The organism is Streptomyces sp. NPDC046939, from assembly GCF_040644575.1.
Classification (GTDB): Bacteria; Actinomycetota; Actinomycetes; order Streptomycetales; family Streptomycetaceae; genus Streptomyces.
The window spans coordinates 12951-25334 of record NZ_JBEYWV010000009.1 but is presented as its reverse complement, the minus strand read 5'-3'; the positions used below and the strand labels follow the sequence as shown (position 1 = coordinate 25334).

Here is a 12384-nt window from a genome sequence, read left to right as displayed (position 1 = left end):
ACTGGGGGCCGTCGGCTGCTCGGGGCGGTGCCGGGTCGGCGGCTGTGCTGAGCCGGAGCGGGATCGGTGCGGCGTAGGGGGTTAAGGCGCGGCGGGGTCGGCTGAGTTAGGCGGTGAAGCGCGGCTGGGTTGGCTGGCCGGGGCGGTGAGGTGCGGCGGGGTCGGTGCGCCGTGTAGGGGGTGAGGCGCGGCGGGGTCGGCTGAGCGGGGCGGTCAGGCGCGGCTGACTGGGGCGGTGAGGCGCGGCGATCGGTGCGGCGTGCGGGCGGTGAGGTGCGGCTCGGTCGGCTGACCGGGGCGTGAAGCGCGGTTTGGGGGTCTGCTGAGCGGGGGGCATCCGTGTCCGCCTCCGCCTCACGCCGGCGGGCCCGGTGCTCAATAGGTGCCGGGGCCGGCGGCGTGTGGGTGAGGGGTCAGGTGCGGGTGTCCGGTAGGCGGAGCATCGGGAAGCTGCCCGTGTTCGTCGGGGCGTGTTCGGGGAGCCAGAGGACGGCCACCGCGCCCTCCGCCGGGGTGTCGGGGCCGGCTCCCGGCGGGCGTACGTTGCGGAACGTGAGCCGGGCGCCCAGAACCTGGGCCTGACCCGCCGCGATCGTCAGGCCGAGCCCGTGCCCGTGCCCCGCGCGGTCGGCGGCGCCCGTACGGAAGCGGCTCGGGCCCTCCTCAAGGAGCTCCTCGGGGAAGCCGGGCCCGTGGTCGCGGACCCGGATGACACGGCCCTCGACGCTGACCTCGATGGGCGGCCGGGCGTGCTTCGAGGCGTTCGCCAGCAGGTTGATGAGGATGCGCTCCAGGCGGCGCGGGTCGGTCGTCACCTCGGACTCGTGGACCACCTGGACCGACACGCCGTCGGCGGCACGCGCCGCGATCCGGCGCTCCACGAACTCGCCCAGCATGATGTCCTGCAGCTCGGCCCGCTCGGCGGCGCTGTCGAGCCGCGCCACTTCGAGCACGTCCTCGACGAGCGTCCGCATCGCCTGCGCCCGGTCCTTCACCAGCTCGCTGGGGCGCCCCTCGGGCAGCAGCTCGGCCGCCGTGAGCAGACCGGTGACCGGCGTGCGCAGCTCGTGCGCGATGTCCGCGGTGACCCGCCGCTCGGCCTCGAGCCGCTGCTGGAGCGCGTCGGCCATCGCGTCGACGGCCTGCGCGAGATCGTCGGTCTCGTCCCGTACGACCCCGCCGATCGCCTCCCGTACGCGCACCTCGGTGCTGCCCTGCGCGACCTCGCGGGCCGCGCCGGCCGCCTTGCGCAGGCGGCGCGAGAGCTGCCCGCCGATGAGCACGCCGAGCGCGCTGCCGCCGAAGACGACGGAGATGGACCCGATGAGCAGGGCCTGGTCGAGGTCCTTCATGACGGTGGCGCTGCGGTCGGTGAAACGGGTGTGCACCGAGAGCAGGTCACCGTTGCCGAGCGGCACGGCGGCCCAGATGTCGGGCACGCCGTTGGACGGCTCGGAGATGTACGTGGCCCGGCGCCCGGACAGCACCTTCTGCCGCAGGTCGTGCGGCATGGCGGGGTCGTTGACCTTGAACCCGACGGGCAGGTTGCCGCCGCGCGCCTCGTACTGCCGCTGCACGAACTGGATGCGCTCGTCCTGCACGTCGCGCGCGTTGTCCAGCATCGAGACGCGCGCCGCGTTGTGCACGACGAGGCTCAGCGCGACGGCGACCAGCGCCCCGACCAGCGCGATGGCCACGCTGATCTTCCACCGCACCCCGTACCGCAGACTGCGCCGCAGACGGCGGGGGAGAAGGGCGCGCAGAGGCACCCGGACCCGCCGCGGCTCCGGCCCGCTCATTTCCGCATCCCCACAGGCCCCCCAGGCATCAGCACCGACATCGATCCGCCCGACCCGCTCAGGCCTTCAACTTGTAGCCGAAGCCGCGGACGGTCTCGATGCGGTCCTGCCCGATCTTCGTACGCAGCCGCTGCACATGGACGTCGACGACGCGGGTGTCCCCGCCCCAGCCGTAGTCCCACACGCGTTCGAGCAGCTTGTCGCGGGACAGGACGGTGCCGGGGGCCGCGGAGAACTCCAGGAGGAGCCGCATCTCGGTCGGCGTCAGCGCGACCGGCACGCCGTCCTTCCTGACCTCCATGCCCTCCGTGTCGATCTCCAGGTCACCGAAGTGCAGGACGCCCCCGTCGGCGCCCGCCGACTCCTCCGCACCGCCTGCGCCCGCCGCTGACGGTCCGCCGGCGTGGCCGAAGCGGCGCAGCACCGCGCGGATACGGGCCACGAGCACGGCCCCGTCGAACGGCTTGGTCACGTAGTCGTCGGCCCCCGCCTCCAGGCCCAGTACGACGTCGATGGAGTCCGCGCGCGCGGACAGCATGATCACGGGAACGGTGGACTCGTCACGGATGCGGCGGCACAGGGACACCCCGTCCAGCCCCGGCAGCATCACGTCGAGGAGGGCGATGTCCGGCTGGTCCTTGCGGAACGCCTCCAGACCGGCGAGCCCGTCGGGCATGGCGGTGACCGCGAAACCGTCGCGCTCCAGAGCGAGCTGCGTCGCCTCGCGGATGACGTCGTCGTCCTCGACGAACAGCACGTGGGTCTGCTCACCCTTGCGCTCACCCATGGCGCTCATTGCCCTCTCCATCCGCTGCGTCCGTCCGTATGTGTGTCTCTGCAAGTGTCAGCTGTCGTCCGTGGGTGCGGGGGACGCCCCGTCCACGGCATGGCTGTAGGCGTTGTGCGTGCGGCCCTCCTGCTTGAAGCCGTCCCCGCTCCAGCGGTAGGTGAGGATCTCCTCGCCCGAGGGGGAGGAGACCGAGTCGCCCTTCTCGTACACCTGCTTGGTGACCACCAGATCACCCCGGTCGATCTCGGCGTAGACCGGGGGCTCCTCGGCCTGGAAGACGTTCCGGTAGGCACCGCCGTCGTCCTGGTACACGTACGTCCCGATCCCCACGGCGTCACCGCAGGTCATGACATTGACGAGGACGTCGTCCGTCGCGCCGCCGGTCAGATTCCCGTAGCTGACGTCGACCGGGTACTCGTCGGCGACACACGGCTTGAGGTCGCTCTTGATGTCCGCGCTGACCTTGGGATCGTGCTTGAGCAGCCGCACCGCGTCCACCGTGTCCGGCACCTCGGTCGGCGACGCCGACGGCGTCGCCTTCGCGGTGGCCGCCGAGTCGGTGGAGCCGACCGGGTCCGTGCGGGCGGGGCCCTCGTCCCGGGCGCCCGTACCACCGGCCGAACATGCCGCGAGGACCCCGACGAAAAGCCCGACGGCGGCGAGCCCGGCGATCGCCGAACTCCCCGCCCTCAAGACCCTCAGGGCCCTACGGATCCGGAAGGCACGTCTGCCTAGGCCGCGCAACGCTCCCGCTCCTCACGCTCGAGCGCGCGTGCATCGAGGTCCCGGCTCTCCAGCTCCTCACGGAGGCGGGCGAGGGCCCGGTGCAGCGTGCTCTTCACGGTTCCGGCCGACATTCCGAGCGCGGCGGCCGTCTCCTCGGTGGACATCTGCTCCCAGTGTCGCAGCACCACGACGCTGCGCTGCTTCGGAGCCAGCACCTTCATGATGTCCATCAGGAGCGCGCGGTCGGCGTGCTGCTCCGTGGAGTCGTCCATCACGGACTCGGGAAGCTGCTCGGTGGGCACCTCTTCCAGCTTCCGGGCGCGCCACCACTCGGTCCGCGTGTTGATCATGACGCGGCGCAGATAGGCGTCGGCGAGACGCTTGTCGGCTATGCCGTCCCAACGCCCGTACGTCCGTACGAGCGCGGTCTGGAGCAGGTCCTGGGCGTCCACGGGGTCCGGCACCAGGCGCCGGGCGCTGCGCAACAGGGCGTCCTGCCGCGTCCTGACGTACTCCTCGAACTCGAGCACCTCGCCACCGTGCGCCATGATCAACCGCCTCCCGCTTCCCGCAGTCCCCGTGTGTGTCGCCCGCACCGGTCATGTGCGGTCACGAGGAAGAAGTTACGGAGGGGTTGTCACGGCGTTGTCCGTTCCAGACGTCGGAGAACGCACGGCTGTCCGTCGGTTGTGTAACGAACGCAAGTGCGGACTCCCAACTCGGAGACCGCGCTCCGGCTCAGCCGGCCGGAAGACGGTAGAACCCGCCACCCAGCGGCTCCACCAGACCGTCCGCAACCAGACCGTCCAGAGCGCGGGCCCGCTGCACCGGCTCGTGCCACACCCGGTCCAGCGCCGCCTGCGGTACGGGGGCAACGGCGTCCCGCAACACCGCCAGCAACTTGCCCCGCACCTGACGGTCCGTCCCCGCGTACGTCTGCCCGCGCCGCGGCGGCCCGTCATGCGCGGGCTTCCCCGCCAGACGCCACGCGCACATCGCCGCGATCGGACACCGGTGGCACTCCTCGTTCTTCGCCGTGCACACCAGCGCGCCCAACTCCATCGACGCCGCCGCCCACTTCGCGGCCGTCTCCTCCCGCTCGGGCAGGAGCGCGCGGGCCAGCTTGCGCTCCGCGGCGGTCGTGGCGTTCGGCGGATACTGCACACCGGCCACGGCCCGCGCGAGGACGCGCCGCACATTCGTGTCCAGGACGGCGTGGCGCTGCCCGTACGCGAACGACGCGACCGCCGCCGCCGTGTACTCGCCGATGCCCGGCAGGGCCAGGAGCTGCGCGTGCCCGGTCGGTACGTCGCCGCCGTGCCGTTCCGTTATGGCCACCGCCGCGCCGTGCAGCCGCAGGGCTCGGCGTGGGTAGCCCAGGCGGCCCCAGGCGCGCACCGCCTCGCCCGGGGCGTCCTTCGCCAGGTCCGCCGGGCGGGGCCAGCGGGCGATCCACTGCTCGTACACCGGCAGGACACGGCTCACCGGAGTCTGCTGCAGCATGAACTCGCTGACCATCACGGCCCACGGGCCCGCGTCGGGGTGGCGCCAGGGGAGGTCCCGGGCGTGTTCGCCGAACCAGTCGATGACGGGGTCGTGGAGATCGGAGCGGGCTGGGACGTTCTCGGGGGTCTTCGTCAGCGCAGTCATGGCACCCACGATGGTGCCACGGCCTCCGGCCTCACCGGGCCCGACCCGCGCGCCCACTGCTCTGCCCGGGTACAGCGGGGGCCACTTTCTCCGGCGGACCCGGGCCCCGGTACGGGCACACGCACTGATCCCCCGCGCTGGATCACACGGCCCCGGACCACAGCCGGGCCTACTTCACCGGTGCCCCGGCGCTGGGGCCCCCCGGCAGATTCTGATGAAGCCAGACCGCCCAAGCCGGTCGGGGCGTCCGCCGGGGGGCGGGGTGTTAGCGGGCCCTGCTTTTGCGGTTGCCCGGCGCTGGGGGTGCCGCCTTGCCCACCCTGCCGCCCCAGGCGGCAGATTGCCCAAGGCGGGGGCGGGGGCGCCCGGGGTGGGGGTGCGGGGGCGGCAGGTTGCCCAAGGCGGGGGCGGGGGCGCCCCGGACGGGGGTAGGTGCGGGGGGCGGCAGGTTGCCCGCGGCGGGACGAGGGCGGCCCGGGTGGGGAGGTGGGGCGAGTGGCAGGTTGCCCACGGCGGGGCGGGGGCGCCCAGGGTGGGGGTGGTGGACGGCAGATTGCCCTAGGCGGAGCGTGGGCGTCCGGGTGGGGGGCGGACTGCCCGAGGCGGCTGGGATTGGTCACCGTATGGACCACCGGGCCGCACCCGCGTCGCCACGGGAGGGGACGTGTCGGGGTGCCCCCGCAGGACACCGCCGGAATCCAGCGCCGGATACGCGACCTCTGGGCGGACAGCGGGCGATCAGACCGATCCGGCCGAGGAGGTACGCCGGCGCGGCCCCGCCCCACCATCCGGCAGGCCGCGCCCTACAGCGCCCTGCATGTACCCCTGGCGCGGGCTGCCCCCGCGCCCTACCGCCTGTGCGCCCCGCCCCCCGAGCGTCGTCGGCCACCGGACGGCGCCATGGGGCCCGGGCCCGTGAACCAGCGGGCCAGGCCGTTGCCCGAACCCCGCATCGTTTCCGTCAGCCGTGCCCCCGGCCGCGTGAGGAGGCGTACCACCAGCAGCGACATCAGGGTGCCGAGAAGCAGACCCGCCGCCACGTCGTGCGGATAGTGGACGCCCACGAAGACCCGGGAGAACGCCATGAGGATCGCCATCGGCACGGTGAAGAACCCGAGTCTCGGCCACGCCAGCGCCAGCCCCACCGCCGCCGCGGCAGCGATCGTCGCGTGGTTGCTGGGGAAGGACCAGTCCCCGTACACAGGACAGTCGATCAGCGACGGCAACGCCCCGGACACGGCCCGGCAGGGCCGCTCCTCATCGATCCCCGACTTCGCCAACTCGCTGCACACATACGCCACGGCGGTGCCGAGCGGCGCAAGTACCGCCACGGCAAGGGCGCGCGGATCGCCGCGCCGCGCCCGCCCCCAGGCGGCGACGAAGAGCACGGCGAAGACGAGCAGCCCCAGTTCCGTCCACACCTCCATCAAGTACTGGATCCAGGAGGGTGTGTCGTGCGCGAATCTGAGGATGCCGCGATAGAGATCGGAGTCGATGGTTCCCATGGTGACGGACAGTACGCAATGCCGGGGACGCGTGGAGCCGCCCGGGTGTGCCGTCCGTGATGATGATCCGGAAAACTTGCCGCGTGGGACGGCGGGTGAGCACGGGACAACGCCCGTTCGGCCGTAAGGTTTGGGGCGTGGGATCTCTGCGCAATCCGATCGGGCCGCTTCCCTCCTCCATCTACTGGCGAAGGAGGGTTGTTCTGGCGTCCGTTGTGGTGCTCCTCGCGCTGCTCGTCGTATGGATCGTCAACTTGGGCGGCGGGGGCGGGCGCAATGGCGCCGACGACTCCAAGGGCAAGCATCCGACGGACGTGATCACACCGGGCCCGTCCGGCACGGGCCCCGCGATCACCGAACATCCGGGCGGACGCGACGAGTCGGGCGGCGGCGGCTCGGGAAGCGGCTCCGGTTCCGGCGGCGGCTCGGGCGACGACGCGGGCGCGGGCACCGGCGCGGACGACGGCGCCGGCGGCTCCGCAGGCGGGAGCGGCGCGGGCGCGGGCGCAGCCGCCAACAACAGCGGCGGCAACGGCTATGGCGGCGGCTCCACTTCGACCTCAGGCGACCGCGTCCCGGCCGGATCGAGCCTGCCCGACTGCACGGCGGGCGGTGTGACCCTGGCCGTGCGCAGCCTCCACAACTCGTACGCGCCGGGCGACAAGCCGAAGCTCGAACTGGCCGTCAAGAACACCACGGACAAGGACTGCAAGGTCGATCTGGGCCCGAGGACGGCGGTCGTCACGATCACGAAGGCGGGCGGCGACGAGAAGTTCTGGTCGTCGGAGGACTGCCCGGCCGGTACGGGCGGCATCCTGCTCCGGGTCCCGGCGGGCGGCAAGGTCACGCAGACGCTGACGTGGGACCGCAAGCCGAGCACGCCGCACTGCGCCACGCCTCCGGCGGGGTCCGCGGGTCCGGGTACGTACCTGGTCGAGGTCAAGGGGGCCCAACTGGCCGCCGCCCGCGCGTCCTTCGTGCTGAAGTCGGACTGAGGTAGAGCTGGATCGGGGCTCGGCCCACCGCCACGGGGCTCCGCCCCGGGCCCCGCTCCTCAAGCGCCGGAGGGGCTGGAATCAGCCGGAGGGCTGGCTCCAGCTCTCTCAGACGTACCGCTCCAGGATCGACGACTCCGCCAGCCGGGACAGCCCCTCCCGAACGCTCCGCGCCCGCGCCTCCCCGACCCCGTCCACGGTCTGCAGGTCGTCCACGCTCGCGGCGAGCAGCTTCTGCAGCCCGCCGAAGTGCTCCACGAGCCGGTCGATGATCGCCCCGGGCAGCCGCGGCACCTTGGCGAGGAGCCGGAACCCGCGCGGCGACACCGCGGAGTCGAGCGCCTCGGGCGAGCCGGTGTACCCCAGGGCGCGCGCCACGGTCGGAAGTTCGAGCAGCTCACCGTGGTGCAGCGAGTCCAGTTCGACGAGCGCCTCGTCGACGGTGCGGGACCGCTTGGCCGTCGGCTCGGGCACGTAGTCCCGTACGACGAGCTCCCGCTCGGGCTCGACACCCGCGATCAACTCGTCGAGCTGGAGCGCGAGGAGCCGTCCGTCGGTGCCGAGCTCCACCACGTACTCGGCGATCTCGGTGGCGATGCGGCGCACCATCTCCAGGCGCTGGGCGACGGCCGTGACGTCCCGGACGGTGACGAGATCCTCGATCTCCAGCGCGGAGAGCGTGCCCGCGACCTCGTCGAGGCGGAGCTTGTAGCGCTCCAGGGTGGCGAGCGCCTGGTTGGCGCGGGAGAGGATCGCCGCGGAGTCCTCCAGGACGCGGCGCTGCCCGCCGACGTAGAGCGCGATGAGACGCATCGACTGGGAGACCGAGACGACGGGGAAGTTGACCTGCTTGCTCACACGGTCCGCGGTGCGGTGCCGGGTGCCGGTCTCCTCGGTGGGGATCATCGGGTCCGGGACCAGCTGGACCCCGGCGCGCAGGATCTTGTCGAGGTTGGAGGAGACCACGATGCCGCCGTCGAGCTTGCACAGCTCGCGCAGGCGGGTGGCCGTGAACTCCACGTCGAGGACGAAACCGCCCGTGCACATCGCCTCGACGGTCTTGTCGGAGCCGAGGACGATGAGCCCGCCGGTGTTCCCGCGGAGGATCCGCTCCAGACCGTCCCGCAGGGCCGTCCCGGGCGCCACGGCGCTCAGCGCGGCCCGCATCGAGGCGTCCGCGCCGGAGCTCCCTCCGGACTTGCCGGGAGCTGCCGCCCGGTCGTTGGCTGCCACTGCATTCCTCCGGATCGCAGACTCTTGGGCGCCGCCTTGGGGTTTGTCGCGTTCGTACGGTTGTCGCGTTCGCACGCACAGGCGAGACCAGGGCAAAGTCTACCGGCGCTCCTCCGTCTCCCGTGGGGCCTCTCGCCGACGGCTCTTGGGCAGCACCCGCAGCGCGTCCCCTATATCGGCGACTTCCAGGACCTTCATACCGGCGGGGATCTTGCCCGGATCGCCCGGAACGAGCGCGTGGGTGAACCCGAGACGGTGCGCCTCGGCGAGCCTGCGCTGCACCCCGGTGACCCGTCTGACCTCGCCCGCGAGGCCCACTTCGCCGATCGCCACCAGGTTCTTCGGCAGCGGGGTGTCGCTCGCGGCGGAGGCGAGGGCGAGCGCGATGGCGAGGTCGGCGGCCGGTTCGGTCAGCTTCACGCCGCCGACCGTCGCGGAGTAGATGTCCCTCTTGCCCAAGGCGCTGATCCGGCCGCGCTGTTCGAGCACCGCGAGCATCATCGACACGCGGGACGTCTCCAGGCCGGACGTCGTACGGCGCGGGGAGGGGATCTGCGAGTCCACCGTGAGCGCCTGCACCTCGGCCACCAACGGGCGGCGGCCTTCGAGGGTGACGGTCAGGCAGGTGCCGGGGACCGGCTCGTCGCGCCGGGTCAGGAACAGGCCGGAGGGATCGGCGAGGCCGGTGATGCCCTCGTCGTGCAGTTCGAAGCAGCCCACCTCGTCCGTCGTCCCGTACCGGTTCTTCACGCCGCGGACCAGACGCAGGCGCGCGTGCCGGTCGCCCTCGAAGTTGAGGACCACGTCCACCAGGTGCTCCAGCAGACGGGGGCCCGCGATCGCGCCGTCCTTCGTGACATGGCCGACGAGCAGCGTGGACATGCCGCGCTCCTTCGAGGCGCGGATCAGCGCGCCCGCGACCTCGCGGACCTGTGCCATGCCGCCGGGCGCCCCGTCGATCTCGGGCGACGCCACCGTCTGCACGGAGTCCATGATCAGCAGGGACGGCTTCACCGCGTCCAGATGGCCGAGCACCGCGGAGAGGTCCGTCTCCGCCGCCAGATAGAGGTGGTCGTCGATCGCCTTGATGCGGTCGGCCCGCATCCTGACCTGCGAGGCCGACTCCTCACCCGTCACATAGAGCGTCTTGTGCTCCGCGTCCGCCGCCTTAGCCGCCACGTCCAGGAGCAGCGTGGACTTGCCGACGCCCGGCTCGCCCGCCAGCAGGACCACCGCGCCCGGTACGAGACCGCCGCCGAGCACCCGGTCCAGCTCGGGCACGCCCGTGCTGCGGGCCGTCGCCTGCTTGCCGTCGACCTGCGCGATGGGCAGCGCGGACGTCGTCACCCGGCCGGGGGCGGTCGTGCGCACCGCGGGCGCGCCGTACTCCTCGATCGTCCCCCACGCCTGGCATTCGGCGCAGCGGCCCAGCCACTTCGCCGTCTGCCAGCCGCACTCGGTGCAGCGGTAGGACGGGCGGTCCTTCGCGGATTTCGTACGGGCAGCCATGGTCGAAACCGTAGCGGGCACCACTGACAGCGCCCCGCGCCGCCGCCGACGGCGGTGGGTATCCGGGGTGACCTTGCCCCTGGCCGTTGCCCCGCGTAGCCGCGCTGGCCACGGAATACAGGGTTCCTGTCCCCTTTCGAGGGATCGTTTCACCCGTAAGGATTAAAAGTGTGCAAGGGGGCGCAAGAGGTCCGCGCCCGCCGCCTACGGTCGCACGGGTGATGAGCAGCAGGCCGGAAACCCCCACCCAGACCACCGGCGCACACCGGGCCCAGCGCACCGGGACGCGGCGGCCGGTGCCGCGCGCCGTTCCCCAGCGCCCGCCCGCCCGCTACGAGCCCTGTCTCGACGGCCTGTTCACGTACTGCCTCTCCGTGCTCTGCGACCACGACGAGGCGATCGCCGCCCTCGGTGACGCCCTCGCGCTCGCCGAGCGCCGCGGCTCCCGCGCCCCCGCCGCCGACTCCGAGACCGACCGCAGGGCATGGCTGTACGCGCTCGCCCGCTGGTCCTGCCTGCGCCGTCTCGCCGAGGCCAAGCGGCGGCGGCAGGCCACGCACGGCGCGGGCAAGAACCGCCCCGCCGAGCCGGCGCCGCCCGTGACCCCGTCCTGGGCGGCGTCCGGGCCGGGCTCGACCCCCGGCCCTGGCGGTGAGGACTCGCTTCTTCAGGAGGAGCGGCGCCGACAGCTCGCCCTCCTCGCCTGGCCCGAGGCCGCCGGCACCACCCCCGAGCAGCGCGAGGCCCTCGAACTCGCCGTGCGCCACCAGCTCTCGCCCCGCGAGGTCGCCGCCGTCCTCGGCTCCGACCCCGGCGCCACCCGCGAACTGCTCGCGGCCGCCGCCTGCGAGGTCGAGCGCACCCGCACCGCCCTCGCCGTCGTCCAGACCGGCACCTGCCCCAGCGTCGCCCGCCTCACCGGTGACAACCAGCTCCTGCTCTCCACCGCCCTGCGCCGCGAACTCGTCCGGCACGTCGACGACTGCCCCCGCTGCCGCCGCACCGCCGAGCGCGCCACCCCCGGCAGCTGGCCCGGCACCTCCGTCACCCCCGCCGCGCTGCCCCTCGTCGACGCCCCGCGCGCCGCCCTCCACCACGCCATGCACGCCCCGCGCCGCCACAGCGCCGCGCCCCGCTTCGACCGGCTCGGGTTCCCCATGGACCCCAAGGACCGCGCCGCCCGCCGCGACCGGCTCCGCGCGCGTGCCGTCACCACGACCGTCGTCGCCACCGTCGTCGCCGCCCCCGTCATCGCCCTCTGGGCCGCCTACCGGGGCGCGCCGCTCACCGGGGAAGGCGCCGACGGCCGCTCCATCAGCGCCAGCGACACCGGCGACCCGGACGGGCCGGCCGGCGAGCGCAGCGGTGACACCTACGAGAACGCGGGCAACGCCAGGACCACCCCCGACCCCCGCTTCAGCCGCGACGGCCGCTCCTCGCCCGACGACGTCTCCGTCGAGGTGATCTCGCCGCCCACGCGCGCGGGTGCCACCGGGCCCGGGCGGCTCACCGTCGAGGCGCAGCCCAGCGGGGAGACGACCCTCATCACGCTCACCGCGTCCGGCAGCTCCGCCGTCCACTGGGCCGCGCACACGCCCGCGTCCTGGCTCCACCTCAGCCGGACCTCCGGGACGCTGCAGCCCGGGCAGTCCATCACCCTCCAGGTCTACGTCGACCAGGACCGGGAGCCGTACGGGCACTGGAGCGCCCGCGTCGGCATCGATCCGTCCGGGGCCGTCATCTCCATTGAGGGGTACGGGCGGTGGGGGAGCCATCATCCGGGGCACGGGGCCGGGCATGGGAGCAGTCATGGGCCGCGGCCTGGGGATGGGGCGGGGCATGGGTCTGGGTCCGGCTCTGGGTCTGGGTCTGGGTCCGGGTCCGGCTCGGGGTCTGGGTCGGGGTCCGGTGGTGGGAGTGGGACTGGGGGTGGGTCTGGTGGGTCTGGTGGTGGGACTGGCGGGTCCGGTGGGTCTGGTGGTGAGTCCGGTGGGTCGGGTGGTGGGACCGGTGGGACCGGGGAGCCTTCGCCGTCCGATCCGTCCGGCGGGACCGGAGATCCCTCGCCCAGCGATCCCTCGCCCTCCGACCCCGGCCCCAGCACCCCGGGGGGATCGGAGCCCGCGCCCTCCGACCCGTCCGGGTCCGGCAGCGCCAGCCCCTGAGTGCCGGGCGCG

At 73.3% G+C, this 12384-nt stretch carries 10 protein-coding genes; 2 read left to right on the top strand and 8 right to left on the bottom strand.

The window, feature by feature from the left end; translation table 11 throughout:
• Positions 1-413 precede the first annotated feature (413 nt).
• From cseC to ABZ877_RS12100, 6 genes are all read right to left on the bottom strand, one after another.
• The gene (gene cseC / locus ABZ877_RS12125) at positions 414-1799 is read right to left on the bottom strand and encodes a two-component system sensor histidine kinase CseC (RefSeq protein ID WP_361068457.1); all 1386 of its coding nucleotides are present in this window, start codon (positions 1797-1799) and stop codon (positions 414-416) included.
• Positions 1800-1857: 58 nt separating this feature from the next.
• Positions 1858-2586, bottom strand: coding sequence for a two-component system response regulator CseB (cseB, locus tag ABZ877_RS12120; RefSeq protein WP_361068917.1), 729 nt, complete (start codon positions 2584-2586; stop codon positions 1858-1860).
• Positions 2587-2643: 57 nt separating this feature from the next.
• Positions 2644-3282, bottom strand: coding sequence for a hypothetical protein (locus tag ABZ877_RS12115; RefSeq protein WP_361068455.1), 639 nt, complete (start codon positions 3280-3282; stop codon positions 2644-2646).
• A 38-nt stretch (positions 3283-3320) separates the two neighbouring features.
• Positions 3321-3863, bottom strand: a complete 543-nt coding sequence (locus ABZ877_RS12110; RefSeq protein WP_361068452.1) for a SigE family RNA polymerase sigma factor — start codon at positions 3861-3863, stop codon at positions 3321-3323.
• A 190-nt stretch (positions 3864-4053) separates the two neighbouring features.
• Positions 4054-4965 (bottom strand): A/G-specific adenine glycosylase, encoded by a 912-nt coding sequence (locus ABZ877_RS12105; protein ID WP_361068449.1) that lies wholly within the window; start codon positions 4963-4965, stop codon positions 4054-4056.
• 848 nt (positions 4966-5813) lie between these two features.
• Positions 5814-6470, bottom strand: coding sequence for a phosphatase PAP2 family protein (locus ABZ877_RS12100; protein WP_361068446.1), 657 nt, complete (start codon positions 6468-6470; stop codon positions 5814-5816).
• Between the two features lie 137 nt (positions 6471-6607).
• Between ABZ877_RS12100 and ABZ877_RS12095 the strand changes: the two genes are divergently transcribed.
• Complete coding sequence (locus ABZ877_RS12095) at positions 6608-7465, top strand: hypothetical protein (RefSeq protein WP_361068443.1); 858 nt, start codon at positions 6608-6610, stop codon at positions 7463-7465.
• A 108-nt stretch (positions 7466-7573) separates the two neighbouring features.
• Here ABZ877_RS12095 and disA read toward each other — a convergent pair whose 3' ends face one another.
• Complete coding sequence (gene disA / locus ABZ877_RS12090; protein WP_361068440.1) at positions 7574-8698, bottom strand: DNA integrity scanning diadenylate cyclase DisA; 1125 nt, start codon at positions 8696-8698, stop codon at positions 7574-7576.
• A 99-nt stretch (positions 8699-8797) separates the two neighbouring features.
• Positions 8798-10207, bottom strand: a complete 1410-nt coding sequence (gene radA, locus ABZ877_RS12085; RefSeq protein WP_361068437.1) for a DNA repair protein RadA — start codon at positions 10205-10207, stop codon at positions 8798-8800.
• A gap of 221 nt (positions 10208-10428) precedes the next feature.
• Between radA and ABZ877_RS12080 the strand changes: the two genes are divergently transcribed.
• Entirely contained in the window at positions 10429-12372 is a 1944-nt protein-coding gene (locus tag ABZ877_RS12080) for a hypothetical protein (protein WP_361068434.1), read from the top strand.
• The last annotated feature ends 12 nt before the right edge of the window (positions 12373-12384 follow it).